The sequence below is a fragment of the Deinococcus indicus genome, assembly GCF_002198095.1.
GTDB lineage: Bacteria > Deinococcota > Deinococci > Deinococcales > Deinococcaceae > Deinococcus > Deinococcus caeni.
The window spans coordinates 1-23,143 of sequence record NZ_NHMK01000034.1; the positions used below are offsets into that span (position 1 = coordinate 1).

Genomic DNA, 23,143 nt, shown 5'->3' on the forward strand with positions numbered 1-23,143 from the left:
CGCGGCGGGGACGTTCGGGAAGTCGAAGGCGGCCGTGATCAGCGAGGGCCAGATCAAACTCAACTTCACTGACGTCGCCGGCTGCGACGAGGCCAAGCAGGACCTCCAGGAAGTCGTCGACTTCCTCCGCCACCCCGAGAAGTACCACCAGCTCGGCGCCCGCATCCCCCACGGCGTCTTACTGGTCGGCCCCCCGGGCAGCGGCAAGACCCTCCTGGCCAAGGCCGTCGCCGGTGAGGCCCGCGTTCCCTACTTCAGCATCTCCGGCAGCGACTTCGTGGAGATGTTCGTCGGTGTCGGCGCCGCGAGGGTCCGCGACCTGTTCGAACAGGCCCGCAAGGCCGCCCCCTGCATCGTCTTCATCGATGAGATCGACGCCGTCGGCCGCAAACGCGGCGTGAACATGCAGGGCGGCAACGACGAACGCGAACAGACCCTCAACCAGCTGCTCGTCGAGATGGACGGCTTCTCCAGCGGGCAGGAGGTCATCATCCTGGCCGCCACGAACCGCCCGGACGTGCTGGACGCCGCGCTGCTGCGCCCAGGGCGGTTTGACCGGCAGGTGGTGGTGGACGCGCCGGACGTGCGGGGCCGCGAGCAGATCCTGCGGATTCACGCGCGGAAGAAACCGCTGGACGCGTCGGTGGACCTGGGCGTGGTGGCGCGGCGGACGGCGGGGATGGTGGGAGCGGACCTGGAGAACCTGCTGAACGAGGCGGCGTTGCAGGCGGCGCGGTCGGGGCGGACGCGGATCGTGGGTCGGGACGTGGACGAGGCGCGGGACCGGGTGCTGATGGGACCGGAGCGGCGGTCGCTGGTGGTGCGAGAGGCGGACCGGAAGGTCACGGCGTACCACGAGGTCGGACACGCCCTCGCCGCCCAGCTCCTGCCCGGCGCGGACAAGGCGCACAAGCTGACCATCGTGCCGCGCGGCCGCAGCCTGGGCAGCGCGCTGTACACCCCGGAAGACCGCATGCACCACACCCGCGCGGCCCTGCTGGACCGCATCTGCGTGGCGCTGGCCGGGCACGCCGCCGAACAGGTCGCGACCGGGCAGGTCACGACCGGCGCCGCCAACGACTTCCAGCAGGCGACCGGCATCGCGCGGCGCATGGTGACCGAGTGGGGCATGAGCAGCGTCGGGCAGCTGGCCCTGGCGCAGGACAGCGGTTCGTACCTGGGGTACGGCCCGCAGCAGGGCGCGTACAGCGACCACACCGCGCAGGCCATCGACGCCGAGGTCAGCCGCATCCTGAACGGCGAATTCCGCCGGGCGCTGGACCTGCTGGGCGAACACGCGCACGTCCTGCACCGCCTGACCGACGAACTCGTCGCCCGCGAGAGCCTGAGCGGCGAGGACGTGCAGACCGTCCTGGCCGGCGGAACCCTCCCGCCCCTGAACCCGGACCTGCGGCCCACCGAATCGGCCGTCCCCACCGGGAAACTCACGCCGGGACCCGCGTAGGCCGCAGGCGGATGGCAGAAAGCAGATGGCAGATGGCGAATTCACGCCTCTGCCATCTGCCTTGAGCCATCTGCTATCTGCCCTGGGCCTGCCTGTCGTTCAGTTCTGTCCGGGGACGGCGCACTGGCCGTCCTCGCAACCGTCGGCGGGGGTGTCGGTGCCGATCATCTGGAGGGGGGCGGGGTGGGTTTCGTCCCAGACCTGCGTCAGGGCGCCCAGCAGCGTCTGCGGGTCCTGGGCGCCGTTCACGCCGTACTTGCCGCCCAGCACGAAGAACGGCACGCCGCTGATGCCCAGGGCCTGCGCCTGCGCCTCGTCCTGGCGGACGGCGTGCGCGTGGCGGCCGTCGAGCAGCGCGGCGCGGACCTCGGCGCCGTCCAGGCCGGTTTCCTTGGCCAGTCGGACCAGGGTGTCGAGGTCGCTGACGAGCGCGCCCTCGCTCATGTAGGCGCGCAGCAGGCGTTCCTTCATGGCGTCCTGGCGGCCGTGCGTGGCGGCGTGGTGGATCAGCTGGTGGGCCAGGAAGGTGTTGCCGATGCGGGTGCGTTCGAAGTGGTATTCCAGGCCCTCGTCGGCGGCGACGCGGGTCATGTGGTCCATCATGCCCTGGGCGTCCTGGGCGCTGCGGCCGTATTTGCGGGCCAGTCCGTCGCGCATGCTCAGGGGGTGTTCGGGGGGGGTGGTGGGGTCGAGTTCGAAGGAGTGCCAGACGACCTCGACCTGATCGCGGTGCTGGAACTGCGCCAGGGCGCTTTCCAGGCGGCGTTTGCCGACGTAGCACCAGGGGCAGGCGATGTCGGACCAGATGTCCACGCGGATCTTGTCGGGGCTGGAGGGCTGGAAGGAGGCGGTCATGCCCCCATTCTCCCATGCTTTACAAAACAAAGCGAGAGCTGGCGCACAATGGCCCAGGCCGCCGCCCACACCCCCCCGGACCATGAGACGCCGCGCCGCTCCGGGCATTCCAGACGGCAACCGACCGCCCGGAAAACGCCGTCCCAGACCGGCTGCGCTCCCCCTTTCCGGCGAATGAGGCCCTGACCTCAATTCTCACGCCCCGCAGGTAGAGTACGGGTCAACATGAAGCTGCCTGTCATCCTCCTTTCATCTGCTCTGCTGCTGGCAGGCGCGGGTTCAGGACTGGCCCAGACCGCAGCCCCCACCGACCCCTTCCAGCGGACCGCTCCGGCCGCCGGCCGGCCCAGCGTGACCGCCCAGGCGACCGCCGCCCCCACCGCGCCCATCACCCTGCCCGGCGTGCAGAACGCCACCTTCGGCTCGCCGCGCGCCAGCAGCCAGGGCAGCGCCACCCGCGTCGTGTTCGACCTGCCCGCCGGGGTCACGTACTCCCTGACCCCCACCTTCACGGGCCTGCGCGTGGACGTGCAGGGTGCCCGCGTGCAGCCCGCCGTGACCACGGCGCTGGGCAGCAGCGTCACCGAGTACCGCGCCGGCGGCGGACAGGCCACGCTGTTCACGCCCTTCCCGCTGTCCCTGAACGACGGCTGGAAGGCGCAGGAGGCCACCCTCGCCACCGGCAGCCGCGTCCTGATCATCGACATCGGCGCGGGCGTCACGGGCGGCGCGCCCGGCAGCCGCGTCCTGACCAGCGCGCCCGTCACGCCCGCCGCGCAGGCCGTCCTGAACGGCCCCGGCACGCCGCTGCCCGCCGCGTCGCTGCCGGCCGCGCTGCCACCGGGCGACACCGTCCAGTCCGGCGGGAAGGTCCTGCCGCCCGCCCCCGCCCTGCCCGGCGGCGATACCGCCCGCCCCAGCGCCCTGACCGGCCGCGTTCCCGGCACACCCAGGGGCGACCTGCTGGCCCCGCCCCGCCTGGGCAAGAGCCCCGGCCAGACCCGCGTGGTGCTGGACCTGCCGCCCGGCGCGACCTACCGCATCACGCCCGGCCCCAGCGGCCTGAGCATCGAACTGACCGGCCTGAACGTCACCGCGCAGGGCGAACGCAACGCCAGCCCGGAACTGCGCGAGTGGCGTTCCGAACCCCGCGCCGGGGGCGGCGTGGTCACCCTGCTGACCGCCGCGCCCACCACCGCCCGCAGCGGCTGGCGCGCCCAGCTGCTGCCGCCCGCCAGCGGCGACCTGCACCGCCTCGCCATCGACCTGTCGCCCGCCATGGCCGACCTGACCCCGCTGCTGCCCGCCGAGCGGGTCGTGACGGCCGTCCCGCCGGTCCTGGCGACGCGCGGCACCGCCCTGCTGGCCCTGAGCGCCAGTTTCGTGAAACCCCGCGTGGTCATCGACCCCGGACACGGGGGCCGCGACCCCGGCGCGGTCGGACGGATCACCGAGAAGGCCGTGAACCTCGACATCGCCCTGCGGGTCCGTGACCTGCTCACGGCCGCCGGGGTGGACGTCGTCCTGACCCGCGACAGCGACCGCGAACTGCACCCGGACAAGAACACCGACCTGAAACTGCGCGCCGCGCTCGGCACCCCCGGCACCGCCCTGTTCGTCAGCATCCACGTCAACGCTCTGGAGGCCGTCAGTGCCCTGCGCGGCTACGGCATCGAGACGTGGTGGAACCCCAACCACCCGCGCAGCAGCGCCCTGGCCTCCCTGCTTCAGAGCAACATGGTTGCCCAGACCGGCGCGTTCAACCGGGGCCTGAAGAACACCCAGTCCCTGAGCGTGCTGCGCAACAGCCGCGTGCCGGCCGCGCTCGTCGAGGTCGGGTACCTGAGCCACCCGGTCGACAGTCAGAACCTGACGGACAGCCACTACATCGACCGCGTGGCGCTGGGCATCGCGCAGGGCATCCGCGAGGCGCTCGTCAGCGGCGTGACCGCCGACGCCGACGCCAGCAGCGACCCGCTGGCCGGCACCTCCCGCTGACGGCCGGATTCAGGTCCACGCCGGGGCGCAGCCCGCGTCCTGCGGCGCGCGGCGGTGAGGGCCTTCCGGCTGCGGCACAATGGGGGGCATGACCGACCCCGCCCAGATCGCCCCGGCCTTCCGTGACCGCGTGCTGGCCCTGGTGGCCCGCATTCCCGAGGGCCACGTCATGACTTACGGGCAGCTGGCGCTGCTGGCCGGGCAGCCCGGCGCGGCGCGGCAGGCGGGTTTCGTGATGAACTCGCTGGTGGGCGGCGTCAGCGCGGACGGCACCGGGCTGCCCTGGCACCGCGTGATCAACGCGCAGGGCCGCGTCAGCACCCACAAGGTGGGGTTCGGAGACATGCAGGAGGCGCTGCTGCGAGCCGAGGGGGTGCCGCTGGACGCCACGGGCCGCTGCGACCTCGCCGCGCGGCAGTGGTGGCCGCCCGAGGACCGCGCCGCCCCGCCCGCACCGCTGCTGTAATACGGATTCCGTTTGTTTCGCCAACAATCCGGAACCGCACCGGATTGCCGGCTCCACGTCCGGAACCCGTTTCTCTCCTTCTCTGCGGGGCAGCTCTACGAGTCGCATCCGCTCGGATTGAACGGGCCTTGCAGCCCATTCAATCGGAATCCGTATAACCGTGTCGGGCCGGGCCGCCGCTCACGTCCGGGCATGAAGGAAACCACCGGCCTGCCCTCCCACATGTCCCGGCGGGCCGGTCGTATGCTCGGATCATGAACAGACGAACGCAACGCGAAGCGGGCGACGTGACCTCCTGGGCGCTGGGCGTCACGGCCGGACTGGTGCTGGGCGTGACCCTGCTGATCGCCACGCCCCGCCTGATGGCCCCGGCCACCACCGCCGAGGAGACCACCACCAGCGCGACCACCCGCGACGCGGCCGCGCAGGCCGAATCGGCCGGTGCGCAGGAGGCCGCCAGCCAGGGCACGGCCGGGCAGCCGGAGGGTGGGATGCAGCAGGAAGGCGCCGCCGCTGAGGCCAGCGCCGAGGGTGAGGGCGAGGCCGCTTCGGGCGAGGCGGCCACGGAGGAGGCCGCCGGGGATGCCGCGACGGAAGCCGCCGCCGGGAACGCCGAGGCCGGGCAGACCGTGTACGTGGGCAACTGCGCCGCCTGCCACGGCCCGAACGGTCAGGGACAGATCGGCCCCAGCCTGGTCGGCGAGGACGGCCCCAAGGGCTGGACGCTCGCTCAGTTCACCGCCACCCTGCGGGAAGGCAAGACGCCGGACCGTCAGCTGAGCGCCGCCATGCCCCGCTACGCCGAGACGCAGATCAGCGACGAGCAGATCGCGGACCTCCAGGCGTACATCAAGACCCTGAACTGACCCCCAGCGCCGCCGCCCGGTCCCGCAGCGCCCCGGTCAGGCCCTGCAGGTCCGGGCGGTCCGCATCCGCCGCGCGGGTCAGCAGGGCCCAGCGGGCGGAGGGCATCGCGCCGCCCAGGCCCGGCACCTCGGCCACCTGCCCGGACCTCAGGGCCTCCAGGGCGGCCCAGCGGGGCACCAGACTGGCCCCCACGCCCAGCCCGACCGCCTGCACGACCGCCGTCAGATCCGGCGCGGTCAGCGCGGCCTGCGCCGCGAAACGTGTGTCCAGCACGCTGACGAAGCAGCGGCGGGTGGTGGGGACCTCGACGCTGTAACTCACCCACGGGCGGGCGTTCAGCCACCCCCCCAGCGCCGCCCGGTCGGCGGGGGCCGCCTCCCAGTTCCCTGGCACGATCAACGTGAACGGCACGTCCGCGACCGGCGTTCCCAGCAGCGCGCGGTCCTCGGGCACGCGGTCCACGAGAACTGCGTCCAGGCTGCCCTCGCGCAGCCCGGCCAGCAGCGCCGCGTCCGCTGCGAACGTCAGGTGCAGCGGGCCAGTGTCTCCTTCCCGCAGCCTGCCGGTCAGGGCCGGGAGCAGCACCCGCAGCACGTCCGCCGGGCCGCCCACCCGCAGCGGCACCGTTCCGGGGACGCGCCCCCGCAGGGTCCGGTCGGCCGCGTGCAGCTGATCGACCCCCGCGGCCACCTGCGCGTACAGCAGTTTGCCCCGCTCGGTCGGCTGCATGCCGCGCGGCGTGCGCCGGAACAGCGGCTCGCCCACCCGCGCCTCCAGCGCCGCGATCTGCGCGCTCACGGCGGGCTGCGTCAGGTGCCGCTCACGGGCTGCGCCGCTCACGCTGCCCGCGCGGTACACCGCCACGAACACCCGGAACAGTTCCAGCGAGGCCATCAGCGTCCGTTATACCCCCACCTGCCCCGCGTGATTGGCGCGCCGGGCGGGTGGGGGCGCACCATGCGGGCATGACCGACCGCAGCGCCGCGCAGTTCAACGCCCACGCCGACCGCTACGCCACCAGCGAGGTCCACCGCGCCGGACCCAGCCTGCCCGTCCTGCTGCGCCTCGCCGCGCCCAGCCGCGAGGACCGCGCGCTGGACGTGGCGACCGGCACCGGCAACACCGCGCTGGCCCTGGCTCCGTCCGTGCAGGCCGTGACCGGGGTGGACGTGGCCGGGGCCATGCTGACCCACGCCCGCGACCGGGCCGCCCGCGAGGAACTGGGCAACGTCACCTTCAGGTCCGGGGACGCCGAGGCCCTGCCGTTCCCGGACGGAACCTTCACGCTGGTCACGTCCCGGCACGCCCCCCACCACTTCACGCACCTGGACCGCTTCCTAGCGGAGGCGTGGCGGGTCCTGCGGCCCGGCGGGCGGCTGGTGATCGCCGATCAGATCAGTCCCACGCCCGACCTGCAGGCCTGGACCGACACGTATCAGCGTCTGCGTGACCCCAGTCATCATGCGCAGCGGCCCATACAGGACTGGCAGGCTCTGAGCGCCGCCGCCGGATTCACCTGGACCACGCACGAGGTCGCGCCGTACAGGCTGCCCTTCGGGTGGTGGACCGCCCAGAGCGGCTGCACGCCCACCACGGTCGCGGCGCTGCGTGCCCACGCCGCAACCCTCGGCCGCGCGCAGGCGCAGGAGGCGGGACTGATCCTGGATGGGAACGGTCAGCTGACCGCGCACCACGAACCCATGCTGGTCGTGCGCCTGGACCGCCACGGTCGCTGACCGCCCCCGCGCCCGTCAAGCGCACCTGCGGCCCGCACTCCGGGTGCGTTGCCGTACGCTGCGTATCTCGTGACCCAGTCCTCGCTGCCTGCCCGTGACCTGTGGCGCACCCTGCGCCTGACCCTGCCGGACCTGTGGCGCGCCCAGCCGCTCGTCACGGCGGGCCTGTTCCTGAGCGGCGCGGCGCAGGGCGCGCTGCCCGCCGTGACCATCCTGATCGGCAAGTGGACCGTGGACGGCGTGAGCGGCCTGCTGGCCGGGCAGAGCGTGAACCTCCCGGCGCTGGCAGTCGCGTGGGTCGGCGCGGCGCTGCTGACGCAGGTGACCGTGACCCTCACGCAGGTCATGCAGGGCGTCGCCGCCGACCACTACACCCTGCACGTGAACCAGCGCCTGATGCGCCGCATGACCGAATTGCAGGGTCTGGACGTGCTGGAAGACCCGCAGTTCCACGATGACATCGAGGTGCTCCAGGGCGGCGCGAGTCACCGGCCGCTGAACCTGCTGTCCACGCTGGTGTACGCGCTGCGCGGGCTGGTGGCGGCCGTCAGCGTGGCGGCCACCCTCCTGCTGGTCGGGTGGTGGGTGCCGCTGGTGGTCGTGGCGGGGCTGCTGCCGCTGCTGTCCCGGCAGATGCAGTTCTACCGGCTGGGCTGGAGCCTGTTCATCCAGAACACCCCCGAGGCGCGCGAGGTGAACTACCTGTCCCGCGTGGCGCTGCGCCACGAGTACGCCAAGGAGGTCCGCCTGTACGGCCTCGCACCACACCTGCAACGCGAGGCGCTGACCCGGACCCGCGCGTACCAGGACACCCTGCGCGCCCAGCGCACCCGCGGCCTGCTGGCCCTGCTGCCCTTCGAGGCGCTGTCGCTGCTGGTCACCGGGGGTCTGTTCGCATTCGTGGTCGCGCAGGCACAGGCCGGGCGGGTCGGGGCCGGCAGCGTGGCACTGGTGATCACGGCGCTGGCCGCCCTGCGCCAGGAACTGAGCCGCCTGACCGAACTGAGCAGCAACGGCACGCAGCACCTGAACTGGTTCGCCAAACTGCACGCCTTCCTGAACGCGCCCGGCGGCGTGCAGAGCCCCGCGCAGCCGCGCCCGCTGCCCGCAGACGGCGCCATCACCCTGGAAAACGTGAGCTTCGCGTACCGCGACCAGCCGCCCGCGCTGCGGGACGTGACCCTGACCATCCCCGCCGGGCAGACCGTCGCCATCGTCGGCGAAAACGGCGCGGGCAAGAGCACCCTGATCAAACTGCTCCTGCGCTACTACGACCCCACCGCCGGCCGCATCCTGATCGGCACGGGCGCCACACAGACCGACCTGCGCGACCTCGACCTGAACGACTGGCGCGCGGGTGTCGCCGCCGTGTTCCAGGACTTCGCCCGCTTCGAATGGACGCTGCGCGAGAACGTCCTCCTGGGGCAGCCGCAGGACGACGCCCGCCTGAACGCCGCCGTGCAGGGCAGCGGCCTGAACACCGTCCTGACGGACACCCGCACGCTCGACACCCGCCTCGGGCAGGCGTTCGGCGGCGCGGACCTCTCCGGCGGCCAGTGGCAGAAACTCGCCACCGCCCGCGCCCTGTACAGAGACGCCCGCATCCTGATCCTCGACGAACCCACCGCCGCCCTCGACCCCCGCAGCGAGGCCGAAGTGTTCGACACCTTCGCCGCCCTGGCACGCGGCCGCACCACCCTGCTCGTCACGCACCGCCTCGGCAGCGTCCTGATGGCCGACCGGATCCTCGTCATGAAAGCCGGACAGATCATCGAGGACGGCACCCACACCGCCCTCCTCGCGCGCGGCGGCGAATACGCCGACCTGTGGGACCTCCAGGCCCGCCAGTACGAGGACCAGGCGGAACCCGCGCTGGCCTGAAGGTCAGGGCGGCCAATACACCCATTAGGGGTAATGCACATGAGGCAAGCTCACAAATCGCAACCCTCTCGCCTGAACTCATGACCACAGAACAGACGGCCGTCGCACAACAAATGTTCATGTCCCAGAAGAAGGACAAGACCACGTACCTTATCCTTGCGCTTCTTCTGGGCGGCTTGGGTGTCCATCAATTCTACGTCGGCAATACGACTGCAGGAGTTCTGTACCTACTCTTCTGCTGGACGTTCATTCCCGCGATTCTTGCACTTATTGACGCAATCGCCCACCAGAAGAAAGTCGAGAGCGCCAACATGGAAATTGCACAGCGCCTGTCAGTGACCATGGGTGTTCCGGCTCACGAGATGATGAAACTGGCTATGGTCAGCAGCTGACTCCAACCTGACTTCATCAGTGGCGCGGCGCAGAACAGGCCGCGCCACTGAACTATTTGAGCCTGTCCCCCACATGAATGGCGGCGATGCCGAAGGTCAGCAGGCGGTAGCGGGTGCGGAAGCCCGTGGCGCGCATCAGGCCCGCCAGTCGCTCGGGTTCCGGGAAGGCCAGGACGCTCTCGGGCAGGTACGTGTACGCGCCCGCGTTCCCGCTGATCAGTCCGCCGATGCGCGGCAGCACATGCTGGAAGTACACCCGGAACAGGCTGCCCAGCAGGCCCGGACGGGGTGGCGGGAACTCCAGAATCACCGCCCGCCCGCCTGGCGCGAGCACACGGTGAAATTCCGCGAGGCCCCGCGCGTAATCCGCGAAGTTCCGGAACCCGAACGCGCAGGTCACCGTGTCGAAACTCCCGTCCGGGTACGGCAGGTTCAGCGCGTCCCCTTCCTCCAAGCGGATGTCGAGGTGCCGCGCGGCGGCCTTCTCCCGGCCGATGGCGAGCATCTGCGGCACGAAGTCACTGCCGATCACCTCGGCCTGCGGGGCGCGGGTCTTGAGTTCCAGCGCGAAATCCGCCGTGCCGGTCGCCACGTCCAGCACCCGCGCCGGATTCAGGGCCAGGGCCTCCTGCGCCGCCGCCCGGCGCCAGCCCCGGTCCACGCCGAGGCTCAGCACGCGGTTCAGAAGGTCGTAACGGGGCGCGATGCTGGCGAACATGGCCTGCACGTCCTTGCCCTTGTCCTGCTTGTCGCCCACCGGCGGCCGGTTCGTCATACCCGCGATCATAGCGGCGCGCGGGCGGGACAGACGGGAAGCCTTGCGCCAGTCCCGCCCGCCGTGCGGATCAGGAGATGATGCCCAGCGTGCGGCCCACCTCGGCGTACGCCTGGAGGGCGTGGTCGAGGTCGTCACGGGTGTGCTCGGCGGTCACGATGTTGCGGATGCGGGCCAGTCCGCGCGGCACGGTCGGGAAGCCCAGACCGACGGCGAAGACGCCCCGGTCGAACAGCAGGCGGCTCGCCTCGAACGCGGCCGTCGCCTCGCCGAAGATGACGGGCGTGATGGGCGTGGTGCTGCCGAAAATGTCGAAGCCCAGGCCCTGCAACTCCGCCTTGAAGTAGCGGGTGTTCTCCCACAGGCGTTCCATCAGGGTGGGGTCGCGCTGCACCTCGTCGAGCGCGGCGGCCAGCGCGCCCACCGTGGCGGGCGCCTGCGCGGTCGAGAACAGGTACGGGCGGGCGCGGTTGATCAGCAACTCGCGCAGGTCCCCGTGTCCGGCCGCGTAGCCGCCCACGCCGCCCCAGGCCTTGCTGAGCGTCCCGACCTGAATCACGTCGTCGGCGTACTCGAAGCCGAAGTGATGCACGGTGCCTCGCCCCGCCTCGCCCATCACGCCGCTGCCGTGCGCGTCGTCCACGTACGTGACCGCGCCGTACCGGCGGGCGACGGCCACCAGTCGGTCCAGGGGGGCCACGTCGCCGTCCATGGAGAACACGCCGTCCGTCACGACCAGTTTCAGGCCGTCCGTGTCGTGCTCTTTCAGCAGGCGTTCCAGGTCGTCCGGGTCGGCGTGCTTGTACACCTTCTTGGTGGCCTTGGTCAGGCGCAGCCCGTCGATGATGCTGGCGTGGTTCAGTTCGTCGCTGACGACCAGATCACCCTCGCGCAGCAGCGCGCCCAGCACGCCCTGGTTGGTCGTGAAGCCGCTGTGCAGCACCAGCGCGCTGCCCGTGTGCTTGAACGCCGCCAGCTGCGACTCGAAGTCCTCGTGAATGCGCAGCGTCCCGGCGATCGTGCGCACCGCGCCCGCGCCCGCCCCCCAGCGTTCCAGGTACTCGGCGGCCCGCGCCTTCAGGGCCGGGTGGTCCGCGAAGCCCAGGTAGTTGTTGCTGGCGAGGTTCACGACCTCGCGCCCGTCCACGCGGGTGCGGGCGCGGCTGGCGCTGTCCAGCACGCGCGGGTGGATCAGCAGCCCGCTCTCGCGCAGGCCGGACAGTTCGGCGGTCAGACGGTCGGACAGGGAAGTGGCCATACCCCCGAGTCTAGGCGCGGCGCCCCCCCGCCGTCCGTGAGCCGGGGACGCCCCCCGCTCGCTACAGCTCCGCGACCTGCGGGGCGACCTCCCGGCCCAGCAGTTCGACCGAGCGCAGCATCCGCGCGTGCGGCATCAGCACGTTCGTCATCTGGAAACTCAGGCGGTCCACGCCGCCCAGCGCCGCGTGCACGAACCGCAGTTTGGCGGCCACGGTGTCCGGCGTGCCGATCAGGTACGGGCCGGTCGGCCCACACGCCGCGTCGAACTGCGCCCGGTTCGGCGGCGCCCAGCCCCGCTCGCGGCCCAGCGTGTCCAGCATCCGCGCGTACCCCGGCCAGAAGTCGTCCCGCGCGCCCGCGTCACTGTCGCCCACGAAGCCGAAGGCGTGCACGCCCACCCGCAGGGTGTCCGGGGCGTGCCCGGCCTGCGCGCCCGCCGCGCGGTACAGGTCCATCAGCGGCCGGAACGCCCGGAAGTCCCCGCCGATGATCGCCACCATCAGCGGCAGCCCCAGCCGCCCGGCCCGCACGAACGACTCCGGCGTGCCGCCCACCCCCACCCACACCGGCAGCTGCGCCTGCTGCGGGCGCGGGTACACGCCCTGACCCCGCAGCGGCGCGCGGTGCCGGCCCGACCAGTGGACGTGCGTGTCCCCGCGCAGGCGCAGCAGCAGTTCCAGTTTCTCGCTGAACAGCGAGTCGTAGTCCTGCGTGTTCAGGCCGAACAGCGGGTACGCCTCGATGAACGACCCGCGCCCTACGACCAGTTCCGCCCGGCCGCGCGACAGCAGGTCCAGCGTGGCGTACTGCTGAAACACCCGCACAGGATCGTCGGCACTCAGGACCGTCACGGCGCTGTTCAGGCGGATGCGGCTGGTTCGCGCGGCAGCGGCCGCCAGGATCAGGGACGGCGCGGAATCCAGGTACTCGGGCCGGTGGTGCTCGCCCACCCCGAAGGAATGCACGCCGCTGCGATCGGCGACCTCGATCTCCTCCAGCAGATTGGCGAGGCGGTCGGCCGGTGAGAGGGTCACGCCTGTGACCGGGTCGGACACCACCGCCGCGAAACTGTCGATTCCGAGTTCCATGCTTCACATTATAAATCGATTTGGAAAGAGAGGTACGGAGACACCTGAGAGCGGGAGGCAAAGAGCACAGAAAAGACCCCCGGCAGGTCCGGGGGCCACTGGGCAGAAGGCGTGCTACTGGCTGGTCACGGGCGTCGGCTCGTGCAGCGTGTAGCGTTGCAGGCCCGCCGTCCCCAGGCTGCGCTGGTACGTGCGGCTCCCGTCCGGCAGGTACACGTAGTGCTCGGCGCGCGTCCAGCCCTGCGCCAGATTCCAGCGTTGACGCATGTCCGGCACGAGCGTCCTGAAGTCCGCCGTCACGGCCGCACTGGCGTACGCCACGCGGTCATGCGTCATCAGCGGCAGCGTCTCGCCCACGTCCAGCGTGCCGTTCGCGTTGCGGTCCTGCCACATCGTCCATTCCAGCAGCAGCACCTTCGCGGCCGGGGCGACCGTCACCGACGCGCCCGCCGGGATCAGCGTGGCGGCGTCCACGGCGCGGTCCGTCTGGTTCATCCATTTCAGCGGGTCCACGTCCACGGCCGTCTTCCCGCTGGGCACGGCCAGCTGGTACACGCTCTCGCCGCCGTCCGTCACCAGGGACAGGTAGGCGCCGGCTGGCGCAGCCGGGAAGCGCACCTCCACGCCACTGGGCAGGGGAGGCCGGCCGCCCGTCGGGGCCGACGAACTGCCGCACGCGGTCAGGGCTGCGCCCAGCAGGGCCGCTGCCGGAATCCACATGGCGCGTTTCATTTCGCACCGCCCGGGGTGCCACCCAGCGGGGCGCGCTGACTGATCAGGCGGTTCGTCGGCTCGTGCAGGCGAACCGCCAGCCCCTCGTCGGCCTCGGGCACGCTGTTCATGGTCACCACGTACCGGCCGGGCGTGGCCGACGGGTGCCGGACCTCGTGCGCCACCAGCGACCAGCCCTTGCGGCGCGCGCCGCTCTCGGTCGTGCGCCCGTCCGCACTGGTGAACGAGTACGTGAACGCCTCGCTGGCGTAACTGTAGATTGAGTGCGTCTGGTACAGCTCCTCGGTGCTTTCCGGCCGCCCGTTGCGGTTCAGGTCGTTGTAGATCACGAAGTACACGTTGCAGGTCTGCACGTTCTCCGGCGATACCACTACGTCCCGCATCCCGTCGGTCTCGCCACCCTTGAACGGGGACAGGCAGGCAGTCTTCTGAAGGTTCTGAAGCGAGTAACCGTCCAGGTAGACGTTCGCGCGGTTCGCCACGTTGCCGGGAGGGCTTCCCAGATACCCGCCGTACCCGATGGTCTGCAGGTATTGCCCGTTCGCGCCGAAGGCCACTCCACTCAGCCGCAGCGTGTCCACGGCCGGGGTGTCCGGGAAGGTGAAGGTCAGACTCATAGGGGCGGGTGGCGGGGGACTGGGGCAGGCAGTCAGGAGCGCACACAGCGCCCCGACCCCACCCAGCCGGATGACATTCATGTTCTTCATACGATGTTCACAGTAGCGGGCGCCCCCGGACCCTGCACGCAGATCTGACGCACGGAGCGGGCACGCAGATAACAGCCGCCGGTCACAGAAGGCAGGTGGCCCCCGGTCCGTCCGGAAGCCACCTGCCCTGTCGTCCCCTGGGCCTTCGCTACAGGCCCTGCGCCGCTGTCCTCATACGGACTGCCGTTTGTTTCGCCAACAATCCGGAACGTCACCGCCCCTGCCGGCTCCACGTCCGGAACCCGTGCTGCTCCTTCTCTGCGGGGCAGCTCTACGAGTCGCGTCCGAGGCCGTATCAGCGGTTCATGATGTGGATTGCCTGCTTGTGCACGGCTTCGGCGGCCTCCAGCACGCTCTCGCCCAGGGTGGGGTGCGCGTGGATGGTCAGGGCGATGTCGCTGGCGGTCGCGGCCATCTCGAGGGCCAGTCCGGCCTCGCCGAGCAGGTCGCTGGCGTGCGGCCCGACGATGTGCACGCCCAGCAGCAGGTCCGTGTCCTTCTCCACGACCATCTTCACGAAGCCGTCCGTCTGCTGCAGGGTCATGGCGCGGCCCGAGGCGCTCAGGGGGAACACGCCGGTCTTCACGTCGTAGCCCTTCTCCTTCGCCTCGGCCTCGGTCAGGCCCACCCAGGCGAGTTCCGGGCTGGTGTACACCACGCCGGGAATGGCGACGGCGTCCTGCTCGGCGGGCTTGCCGGCGATGACCTCGGCGGCCACCAGTCCTTCCTTCATGGCCTTGTGCGCCAGCATGGGGTTGCTGGCCACGTCGCCCACCACGTAGATGTGCGGCACGTTGCTGCGCTGGCGGGTGTCGGCGGGAATGAAGCCGCGTTCCGTGACGTGCACGCCGGCCTTCTCGGCGTTCAGGCCGTCCGTGCGGGGGCGGCGGCCCACGGCGACCAGCACCCGGTCGAAGACTTCCACGGTTTTCGCGCCGGTCTTCACGTCCTCCAGTTCCACGTGAACGCCGTCGGCCTTCTTCTCGGCGCGGTTGGCCTTGGTCTGCACGGCGATCTCGATGCCCTGCTTCTTCATGGCCTTCGTGAATTCCTTGACGGCGTCGGCGTCCGCGCCCGGCACGACGTTCGGCATGAACTCGATGACCTTCACCTTGCTGCCCATGTTGTTGTACACGTGCGCGAACTCGAAGCCGATCACGCCGCCGCCGATGCACAGCATCCGCGCGGGCACCGGGTCCGGCATGACCAGCGCGCCCGTGGAGTCCACGATTCTCTCCTGATCCACGTCCAGGCCCGGCAGCCTGGCGGGCTCGCTGCCGGTCGCGATGATGAAGTTCGCGGCCGTGTACGTCTTATCCCCGACCTGCACGGTGTGCTCGTCGATGAAGCTGGCCTGCCCGGTCAGGTGCGTGACCTTGTTCGCCTTGAACAGGCTGCCCACGCCGCCCGTGAGTTTCTTGACGATGCCGTCCTTCCAGCCGTTGAGTTTGGCGATGTCCAGCTTCTGCTCCCCGAAGGTCAGGCCGAAATCGGCGGCGTGGCGGGCGGCGGCGATCTGCTCGCCGGCGTGCAGCAGCGCCTTGGTGGGAATGCAGCCCACGTTCAGGCACACGCCGCCCACCGAGTCGCGTTCGGCGCAGGCGACCTTCAGGCCCAGCTGCGCGGCGCGGATGGCGGCGTGGTACCCGCCGGGACCCGCACCGATCACGAGCACGTCGTAGTCATAGGATTTCGTCATACGGTCAGTCTAACGCGGCCCCCGTGAGCCGTCACTGACCTGCCCGCATAGCTGGACAGGCGCGATTCACAACTCCCACTGGTCAAACAGAGGGGGGCGGGGGATGGTCGACAGAGGATGGGTTCAGACTTCCAGAAAGTCCGTGATCACGCGGTTCAGGACCCACCAGCCCTCGGGCGTGGCGCGCAGCTGGTCGCCGTCCAGGGTCAGCAGGCCGCGCGCCACGTTCGCCGCGATGGGCGCCGCGTACACCTGCGGCACGTCCAGCCCGCTGCGGCGCGACAGGTCCCCCAGGTTCACGCCCGCGCGCAGGCGCAGGCCCATGAACAGCGCGTCCGTCACGAACTCGGTCGCGTCGATGGCCTCCGGCTCGCCCGCCTCGCCGGTCAGCCACTCGTGCAGGTGCGGGTTCGTGCGCCGCACCGTCAGGACGTCCGCCGCGCGCGGCCCGCCCCCATCCGCCACCTGCCATCCGCCATCCGCCGGGTAGTGCCCCGCTGCCCCTGGCCCCAGGCCCAGGTACGTGCGCCCCTGCCAGTACGCGAGGTTATGCCGGGATTCCTGACCGGGCCGGGCGTAGTTGCTGATCTCGTAGCGGGTCAGGCCGCGCGCGGTCAGCAGCGCCTCGGTCTGCTCGAAGCCGCGCCGCTCGTCGTCCTCCTGCACCGTCACGCCCCGGCGCGCGAATTCCGTGCCGGGCTCGATGGTCAGCGTGTACGCACTCACGTGCCCCACGCCCAGGTCCAGCAGACCCTGAATGTCTGCCTCCAGCGGCTGCCCCGGCACGGCCGTGATCAGGTCCCCGCTTACCCGGAAGCCCGTCCCGATCAGGGTCGTGACCGCCTCGCGCGCCTGCTGCGCGTCGTGCTGGCGGCCCAGGAACTTAAGGGTCGCGTCGTCCAGGCTCTGCACGCCCACGCTGGCCCGGTCGAAGCCCAGCGCCCGCCAGTGCGCCGAGCGCTCCGGCGTGACCGTACCGGGATTCACCTCCAGGGTGTTCTCCAGCCGCCCCCAGCCCAGGTGCCGGCGCACGCTGCCCACCAGCGCCTCTATCTCCGCGTCCCGCAGGAAACTGGGCGTCCCGCCCCCCAGGTACACCGTATCCAGCTCGACGCGGTACGTGGCGGCCAGCGCCGCTGCCTCGACCTCCAGCCGCTCCAGGTAGCGTTCCACCAGTCCGGCGCGGCGCGTCAGGACATGAAAATCGCAGTACGGGCAGATGGTCGGGCAGAACGGCACGTGCACGTACAGGTGCCGCACCACGTCCGGGGCAGGGCTGGGCTGGGCGGCAGGGTCGGCACTCACGCGCGGCAGTCTACGCGTATCCTCGCCGGATGACCGACGCGCCCCTCACGAACGACCGCCAGCGCACCTACACCTGGGCCGACACCGCCCCCGCCCTGGCCGCCATACGCACCCTCAGCGGCCTGGAATTCCTGCGCGCCATCGCCCGCGGCGACCTGCCTGCCTCACCCATCGGCCTGACCCTGGGCATGGAACCCCTGCGCGAGGAGGACTTCACCGAAGGGCGCGCCGTGTTCCGCCTGAAACCACAGGAATTCCACTACAACCCCATCGGCAGCGTGCACGGCGGCGTGTTCGCCACCCTGCTCGACTCTGCGCTGGCCTGCGCCATCCACACCACGCTGCCCGCCGGGGTCGGGTACACCACCCTGGAACTGAAATTCAACTGCGTCCGCCCCCTGATCGCCGGTGGCCCCGAAGTGCAGGCCGTCGGGCAGGTCGTCGCTGCCACCCGCCAGACCGCCATCGCCGAGGGCCGCATCGTGGACGACACCGGCAAACTGTACGCGCACGCCACGACCACCTGCCTGCTCCTGCGGTAAAGCCCCGCCAGTGAACGTCAGCGGCCGTGCGGCGTGCGGTCCATCCAGGCGCTCAGGGCTTCCGCCACGTTCTCCGGGCCGACCACGACCACCGCCGCGCCCGCCTGCGCGACGGCCGACGCGGCCGCGGATTCGCCTGCCGGGCCGCCCGCGCCGTCCGCGCCCGTCCAGGCGGGGAACTCGCCGCCCTCGCGGTACTCCACGCCGCCCGCATCCGCCACCACGCGTTCCGGCACGCTGAGCGCCGGGCCGCCCGACAGGGCCGACGGGGCCACCACGATCACGCCGCGCGGGTCCGCCTCGCGCAGCGCCGCCAGCAGCGGCGTCAGGCCGTCATGCACGACCAGTGTCACGCGGCCCTTGCCGTCCACGCCCGCCAGTTCCCCGGCCAGTCCACCCGCCAGGGACGGGGGAGCCGCGACCAGCCACGCGTGCCCTCCCGCGCGACCCTCGAACAGGGCGAGGGCACTGCCGTACACGTCAGACCAGGTGCGGGTGTGTTGCATGACGCCCAGCATAGGCGAGCCCGGCCCCCTCCCGCCCCGCCCGTCCGGCAGACTGTCCGGCATGACCGCCCCCGACGCCCATCCGCTCGATCTCCTGCGGCAGCAGGCTAGCCACACCGACCCGCGCGACGTGCAACGCGACCTGAACGCCCGCCCCCTCCCCACCCTGGCGCCCGGAACCTGGGGCGCGGGCGCCGAGGACACCCTGCGCGGCGCGACCGGCATGGAACGCAAGATGCAGATGGAAATGCGCATCGGCCTGGAAGGCCACCTGCACGACCTGCCGCTGCGCCGCACCGCGCCCCTGGCCGACATGACCCTCCCGGAGCTGCTGACCGAGCACGCCGAGGGCCGCCGCACCCTCCTGCGCGTCCTCGACCGGCTGCTGACCGTCGGCGAGACGCACGACCTGCGCGCCTGGACCCTGGGAGAGGAGGTCCCGCCGGCCGTGTACGTCCTCGCGTTGCGCGGGCGCCTGGCCCGGCTGGACGACCTGATCGCCGCGCAGCGCGTGACGATCAGTCCGTGAAGCGCAGGAGGTACCCGTCGGGGTCCTGTACGAGCAGTTGCCGCTGCGTGTGCGGTGTGTCGCCCTCCATGTACGTCTCTGTGTTCAGTGGCGCGAACAGCGGGTAGTCCTGCGCCCGCAGCCGCGCGTGCAGGGCATCCAGGTCCGGGTGCACGATCTGGAAGTTGATCCCGCGCCCGAACGGCACCTCCAGCGGCCCGGTCAGCCACGCCTTCCCCGGCTGCGCCTGCTCCAGCATCCACTGCGCCCGGCCCAGGCTCAGGGAGGCAAACCCAGGTCGCGTGTAGTGCAGCGTGAAGCCGAACAAGCGGGTGTACACGTCCAGGCTGTGCGGCAGGTCGCCCACCATCAGCTCGGGCACCAGCGCGGCCCACTCCGTTACGGGCACCAGGGATCGGTTGTCGGTCATGCTACCCACGGTAGCGGCCCGGCGGGGCTGCGGGAGGCGTGTGCTGGCCTACCTGCCGCGCCGTCCCGACCCTGACCGGACCCTGAAAACAAAAAATCCGCCCTTCTCGGACGGTGATAAAGAAAGAATAGCGCGGTATGCAGGGCGTGTCAACCTCCGGGGTCGGTTTCCGAAAAGCGCGTGCCTGTCGGGGTTTTCCGCGAGCGCGTATGCGGCGGCTGCATGGGCTGTCCCCACGCCGGGGGGGCTGGTGCGGACTGGCGGGCCGGGTGTTTATGCTGGGTTCATCACACAGCTGGGCCGGAGGTCAGATGCAGGATTACGAGAAGCTGGGCGCGTTCTACCTGGGCAGGGCGGTCGACCCGAACACGAAGCAACCGACGGATGAACTGCTGCTGTACGACAGCGCGGACCTGACCACGCACGCCGTGATCATCGGCATGACCGGCAGCGGCAAGACGGGCCTGGGCCTGAGCCTGATCGAGGAGGCCCTGATGGACGGCGTGCCGGTCCTGGCCGTCGATCCGAAAGGGGATCTGGGGAACCTGCTGCTGACCTTCCCGGACCTCGCGCCGGGCGATTTCCGCCCGTGGGTGGACGAGGCGGAGGCCGCGCGGACAGGCGTGTCCGCCGACGAACTGGCGGCGCAGAAGTCGGCGCTGTGGCGCAAGGGGCTGGGCGAGTGGGGCCAGAGCGGCGAGCGCATCCGGACGCTGCGGGAGAAGGCGGACTTCGCGGTGTACACGCCGGGCGGCAGCGCGGGCCTGCCGGTCAGCGTCCTGAAGGGCTTCGACGTGCCGCCCCCCGAGATCATGGACGACGCGGACGCCCTGCGTGAGCGCATTCAGGGCACCGTGACGGGCCTGCTTGGATTGCTGGGCCTGGACGCCGATCCCCTGCGGTCGCGCGAACACGTCCTTCTGTCGAACCTGCTGGGGCAGGCGTGGGGCGAGGGGCGGTCGCTGGACATGGGCGGCCTGATCGCCGGGATTCAGGCGCCGCCGTTCGCGCAGATCGGCGTGATGCCCGTGGACGCCTTCTACCCCCCGAAGGAACGCTTCGAGCTGGCCATGAGCCTGAACAACCTGCTGGCCTCGCCGGGCTTCGCCGCGTGGACGCAGGGCGAACCGCTGGACGTGGGCCGCTTCCTGTTCACGCCGGAAGGCAGGCCGCGCGTGTCGGTCATGAGCGTCGCGCACCTGGGGGACGCCGAACGCATGTTCTTCGTGTCGATGCTCCTGAACGCCACCCTCGCGTGGATGCGTACGCAGTCCGGCACGAGCAGCCTGCGGGCCGTGCTGTACATGGACGAGGTCGCCGGGTACTTCCCGCCCAGCGGGAACCCGCCCAGCAAGCCGCCCATGCTGACCCTGCTGAAACAGGCGCGGGCGTTCGGACTGGGTGTCGTGCTGTCCACGCAGAACCCCGTGGACCTCGATTACAAGGGCCTGAGCAACGCCGGCACCTGGATGATCGGCCGCCTCCAGACCGACAACGACAAGGCCCGCGTGCTGGAGGCATTGCAGGGCGCGACCGCCGGCCCGAACGCCCTGACCCGCGATCAGCTCGACGCCCTGCTGTCCGGCCTGGGCAAACGCGTGTTCCTGATGCACAACGTCCACGAGGCCCGCCCCACACTGTTCACGACCCGCTGGACCATGAGTTACCTCGCCGGGCCGATCACCGGCACGCAGATCCGGCGCCTGATGGGGGAGAGGAAGGCGGATGGCAGAGGGCAGAGGGCAGATGGTGGAAGGCCGATGGCAGATGGTCCGGCTGGGGTTTTGCCTTCGGCCATCACCCATCAACCATCCGCGCCGGCGAAGCCCGTGGTTCCGCCCGGCATCACCGAGGTCTTCGTCCCCACCAGCGCGCCGGACGTGCAGTACCACGCGCGGTTGCTGGCGGTCGCGCAGGTGCGGTACGCCTCGGTGAAGTACCGCGTGGACGTGGCGGGCGTGCTGCCGCTGGTGGTGGACGTGACGGACGGTCCCATTCCCGTGAGCTGGGACGGGGCGACCGACCTGCCCATCGACCCGAACACGCTGGAGCAGTCGGGCATGGACGGCGCGACCTTCTCGGACGTGCCGGCGGCGCTGCTGAACGCGAAGAACCACGCCCGCTGGGCGAAGGAGGCGGCGAAGTTCGTGGCGGGCAGCCGCCCCCTGACGCTGTGGCAGGAGCCGGGCAGCGGCCTGATCAGCGCGCCGGGCGAGGCCGAGGGGGACTTCCGGGCGCGGGCCAGTCTGGCCGGGCGGGAGGCACGGGACGCCGCCGTGCAGAAACTCCGCGCGAAGTACGCCCCGAAAGTCGCGGCCCTGCAGGACCGACTGGTGCGCGCGCAGGGGAAGGTGCAGCAGCAGCAGGCGCAGGCGCAGCAGGCCGGGTTGCAGGCCGCCATGAGCGTCGGCGTGGGCGTGCTGGGCGCGCTGTTCGGTGGGGGGCGTAAGACGACCGCGCTGCGCAGCGGCGTGTCCGGCGTGGGCCGCTCCATGCGCGAGGGGCAGGACGTGCAGGCCGCGCAGACCGAACTGGCGCAGGTCGCGGCGCAACTGCAGGAGTTGCAGGCGCAGGTGCAGGCCGAGGTGGACGCCCTGACCCTGACCGCCAGCAGCGACCTCGTGCAGCTGGACGTGAAAGCGAAGAGTACCGACGTGACCGTGCCCCTGGTGGCCCTGGCGTGGCTGCCGTACACCCGCGCGGCCAGCGGCCTGCTGACCCCCGCGTGGGACGCGTCCACCTGAACCTCACCCGAACCACAGGGTCGCGGCCTCCCGGCAGGTGGGGAGGCCGCGACCGCGCTGCCGGACCAGACACAAAAAATCCGCCTTCCCAGGCGGCTGTTTCGGCATTCTTGCTTGACTGCGAGGTATTTCCTCGACTGATAGGTTCAATATAGCCCGGTATGCATCCTGGGTCAAGTTCAACCGTCGGCCCGGAAAAATCCGCTGCTGGATGGCATTCCTGGCGCGGGAGCGCGGCGGCGTATGCATCAGCCCAGGCGGGGCAGCAGGGCCACCACGCCCGCGATGGTCACGACGCTGCCCAGCGTGCTGAGCAGCACCACGCCCGCCACCGTGTCCGTGTCCCCGTCGTACTCGCGGGCGATCAGCAGGGCGTTCACGGCGGTCGGCATGCTGGCCGACAGGATCAGCACCGCCAGCGACTCGCCCCGCAGGCCGCACAGCGCACCCACACCCAGCCCCAGCAGCGGCCCGCCGATCAGCCGCGCCGCCGCCGCCAGCCACAGCCGCCCATGCAGGCGCGGCCAGCCTCCCGCCCCGAGTTGCAGGCCCAGTGACAGCAACACCAGCGGCAGCGTCGCCTGGGCCAGCAGCGACACGCCGCGCGACAGGCCCTGCGGGAGCGTCACGTCCAGCGCCCGCAGCAGCAGCGCCGCCGCCGCCACCCACACGGTCGGCAGGCGCAGCACCGCGCCCAGCGCGCCCCGCCAGCCGCCGCCCCCGGCGTCGCCCCGCGCGCCGCTGCCGAACAGGGCCGGGCCGACCACGTACATGGCCACGATGGACACCAGGAACACCACGGTCGCCCGTTCGAAGCCCGCCTGCCCGAACGCGAACAGCGCCATTGGCAGCCCCATGTTCCCGCTGTTCCAGATGCCCACGCTGGCGCTCAGGGCGCGCCGCTCGCTCCCTGGGCGGCCCAGTCCGCACAGCCAGCCCAGCAGCAGCGACGCCGCCATGACCAGCAGGTACGCCGCGCCCAGCTGCGCGGCCTCGGCGGCGCGGACCGGGGTGCGCAGGATCACGTCCAGCACCAGCGCCGGAATCAGCAGGTACATGGTCAGCCGCGCCACCGTGCCCTGATCGACCGGCATCCGCCACGACAGCAGCGCGCCCAGGCCCGCCACCAGCATGACCGGCAGCAGCACGTCCCCCAGCGCCTGAAGCATGCCTGACATCCTCGCACG

At 71.2% G+C, this 23,143-nt stretch carries 22 protein-coding genes; 10 read left to right on the forward strand and 12 right to left on the reverse strand.

Going from position 1 to position 23,143, the window contains the following annotated elements:
• The coding region (gene ftsH, locus CBQ26_RS19375) for an ATP-dependent zinc metalloprotease FtsH (protein ID WP_088250250.1) at positions 1–1,465 on the forward strand (1,465 nt) is incomplete at its 5' end.
• 99 nt (positions 1,466–1,564) lie between these two features.
• Here ftsH and CBQ26_RS19380 read toward each other — a convergent pair.
• Positions 1,565–2,320: a DsbA family oxidoreductase gene (locus CBQ26_RS19380; protein ID WP_088250251.1), complete on the reverse strand. Its 756-nt coding sequence runs from the start codon at positions 2,318–2,320 to the stop codon at positions 1,565–1,567.
• Positions 2,321–2,545: 225 nt separating this feature from the next.
• Here CBQ26_RS19380 and CBQ26_RS19385 point away from each other — a divergent pair, with 225 nt between their 5' ends.
• The 3 genes from CBQ26_RS19385 to CBQ26_RS19395 all read left to right on the forward strand — a co-directional run bounded on the left by CBQ26_RS19385 (position 2,546) and on the right by CBQ26_RS19395 (position 5,650).
• Positions 2,546–4,318 (forward strand): N-acetylmuramoyl-L-alanine amidase, encoded by a 1,773-nt coding sequence (locus CBQ26_RS19385; RefSeq protein ID WP_088250252.1) that lies wholly within the window; start codon positions 2,546–2,548, stop codon positions 4,316–4,318.
• 88 nt (positions 4,319–4,406) lie between these two features.
• Positions 4,407–4,784, forward strand: coding sequence for an MGMT family protein (locus CBQ26_RS19390; protein ID WP_088250253.1), 378 nt, complete (start codon positions 4,407–4,409; stop codon positions 4,782–4,784).
• A 254-nt stretch (positions 4,785–5,038) separates the two neighbouring features.
• Positions 5,039–5,650, forward strand: a complete 612-nt coding sequence (locus CBQ26_RS19395) for a c-type cytochrome (RefSeq protein ID WP_088250254.1) — start codon at positions 5,039–5,041, stop codon at positions 5,648–5,650.
• On the opposite strand, the gene CBQ26_RS19400 is transcribed toward CBQ26_RS19395, so the two are convergent.
• Positions 5,634–6,545 (reverse strand): LysR family transcriptional regulator, encoded by a 912-nt coding sequence (locus CBQ26_RS19400; protein WP_088250255.1) that lies wholly within the window; start codon positions 6,543–6,545, stop codon positions 5,634–5,636. The genes CBQ26_RS19395 and CBQ26_RS19400 overlap by 17 nt on opposite strands.
• 71 nt (positions 6,546–6,616) lie before the next feature.
• On the opposite strand from CBQ26_RS19400, the gene CBQ26_RS19405 reads away from it, so the two are divergent.
• The 3 genes from CBQ26_RS19405 (at position 6,617) to CBQ26_RS19415 (ending at position 9,660) form a co-directional block, all read left to right on the forward strand.
• Complete coding sequence (locus CBQ26_RS19405; RefSeq protein ID WP_088250256.1) at positions 6,617–7,387, forward strand: class I SAM-dependent methyltransferase; 771 nt, start codon at positions 6,617–6,619, stop codon at positions 7,385–7,387.
• Positions 7,388–7,456: 69 nt separating this feature from the next.
• Positions 7,457–9,268, forward strand: coding sequence for an ABC transporter ATP-binding protein (locus CBQ26_RS19410; protein WP_088250257.1), 1,812 nt, complete (start codon positions 7,457–7,459; stop codon positions 9,266–9,268).
• Between the two features lie 80 nt (positions 9,269–9,348).
• Entirely contained in the window at positions 9,349–9,660 is a 312-nt protein-coding gene (locus CBQ26_RS19415; RefSeq protein WP_172418181.1) for a TM2 domain-containing protein, read from the forward strand.
• A 52-nt stretch (positions 9,661–9,712) separates the two neighbouring features.
• On the opposite strand, the gene ubiE is transcribed toward CBQ26_RS19415, so the two are convergent.
• The 7 genes from ubiE to hemW all read right to left on the reverse strand — a co-directional run bounded on the left by ubiE (position 9,713) and on the right by hemW (position 17,226).
• The gene (ubiE, locus tag CBQ26_RS19420; protein ID WP_088250258.1) at positions 9,713–10,435 is read right to left on the reverse strand and encodes a bifunctional demethylmenaquinone methyltransferase/2-methoxy-6-polyprenyl-1,4-benzoquinol methylase UbiE; all 723 of its coding nucleotides are present in this window, start codon (positions 10,433–10,435) and stop codon (positions 9,713–9,715) included.
• Between the two features lie 70 nt (positions 10,436–10,505).
• A complete protein-coding gene (locus tag CBQ26_RS19425) occupies positions 10,506–11,693 on the reverse strand; it encodes a BioF/Kbl family PLP-dependent acyltransferase (RefSeq protein ID WP_088250259.1) in 1,188 nt (395 codons plus the stop codon).
• A gap of 61 nt (positions 11,694–11,754) precedes the next feature.
• Entirely contained in the window at positions 11,755–12,783 is a 1,029-nt protein-coding gene (locus tag CBQ26_RS19430; RefSeq protein ID WP_088250260.1) for an Atu2307/SP_0267 family LLM class monooxygenase, read from the reverse strand.
• Positions 12,784–12,897: 114 nt separating this feature from the next.
• Positions 12,898–13,515, reverse strand: coding sequence for a hypothetical protein (locus tag CBQ26_RS19435; protein ID WP_088250261.1), 618 nt, complete (start codon positions 13,513–13,515; stop codon positions 12,898–12,900).
• A complete protein-coding gene (locus tag CBQ26_RS19440) occupies positions 13,512–14,132 on the reverse strand; it encodes a hypothetical protein (RefSeq protein WP_088250262.1) in 621 nt (206 codons plus the stop codon). Before CBQ26_RS19440 ends, CBQ26_RS19435 begins: the two co-directional genes overlap by 4 nt.
• Before the next feature lie 385 nt (positions 14,133–14,517).
• Complete coding sequence (lpdA, locus tag CBQ26_RS19445; RefSeq protein ID WP_088250263.1) at positions 14,518–15,921, reverse strand: dihydrolipoyl dehydrogenase; 1,404 nt, start codon at positions 15,919–15,921, stop codon at positions 14,518–14,520.
• 123 nt (positions 15,922–16,044) lie between these two features.
• The gene (hemW, locus tag CBQ26_RS19450) at positions 16,045–17,226 is read right to left on the reverse strand and encodes a radical SAM family heme chaperone HemW (RefSeq protein WP_229844281.1); all 1,182 of its coding nucleotides are present in this window, start codon (positions 17,224–17,226) and stop codon (positions 16,045–16,047) included.
• A gap of 29 nt (positions 17,227–17,255) precedes the next feature.
• On the opposite strand from hemW, the gene CBQ26_RS19455 reads away from it, so the two are divergent.
• The gene (locus CBQ26_RS19455; protein WP_088250264.1) at positions 17,256–17,768 is read left to right on the forward strand and encodes a PaaI family thioesterase; all 513 of its coding nucleotides are present in this window, start codon (positions 17,256–17,258) and stop codon (positions 17,766–17,768) included.
• Positions 17,769–17,785: 17 nt separating this feature from the next.
• Here CBQ26_RS19455 and CBQ26_RS19460 read toward each other — a convergent pair whose 3' ends face one another.
• Positions 17,786–18,274 carry a hypothetical protein gene (locus tag CBQ26_RS19460; protein WP_088250265.1) on the reverse strand — a complete coding sequence of 163 codons (489 nt, stop codon included), beginning with the start codon at positions 18,272–18,274 and terminating at the stop codon, positions 17,786–17,788.
• A 61-nt stretch (positions 18,275–18,335) separates the two neighbouring features.
• Here CBQ26_RS19460 and CBQ26_RS19465 point away from each other — a divergent pair, with 61 nt between their 5' ends.
• Positions 18,336–18,803 carry a hypothetical protein gene (locus CBQ26_RS19465; RefSeq protein WP_088250266.1) on the forward strand — a complete coding sequence of 156 codons (468 nt, stop codon included), beginning with the start codon at positions 18,336–18,338 and terminating at the stop codon, positions 18,801–18,803.
• Here CBQ26_RS19465 and CBQ26_RS19470 read toward each other — a convergent pair.
• Positions 18,793–19,212 (reverse strand): bleomycin resistance protein, encoded by a 420-nt coding sequence (locus CBQ26_RS19470; protein WP_088250267.1) that lies wholly within the window; start codon positions 19,210–19,212, stop codon positions 18,793–18,795. The genes CBQ26_RS19465 and CBQ26_RS19470 overlap by 11 nt on opposite strands.
• Before the next feature lie 311 nt (positions 19,213–19,523).
• On the opposite strand from CBQ26_RS19470, the gene CBQ26_RS19475 reads away from it, so the two are divergent.
• Positions 19,524–21,956 (forward strand): helicase HerA domain-containing protein, encoded by a 2,433-nt coding sequence (locus tag CBQ26_RS19475; RefSeq protein WP_088250268.1) that lies wholly within the window; start codon positions 19,524–19,526, stop codon positions 21,954–21,956.
• 248 nt (positions 21,957–22,204) lie between these two features.
• On the opposite strand, the gene CBQ26_RS19480 is transcribed toward CBQ26_RS19475, so the two are convergent.
• On the reverse strand, positions 22,205–23,125 hold the full coding sequence (locus CBQ26_RS19480; RefSeq protein WP_229844280.1) for an AEC family transporter: 921 nt from the start codon (positions 23,123–23,125) through the stop codon (positions 22,205–22,207).
• Positions 23,126–23,143: the final 18 nt, after the last annotated feature.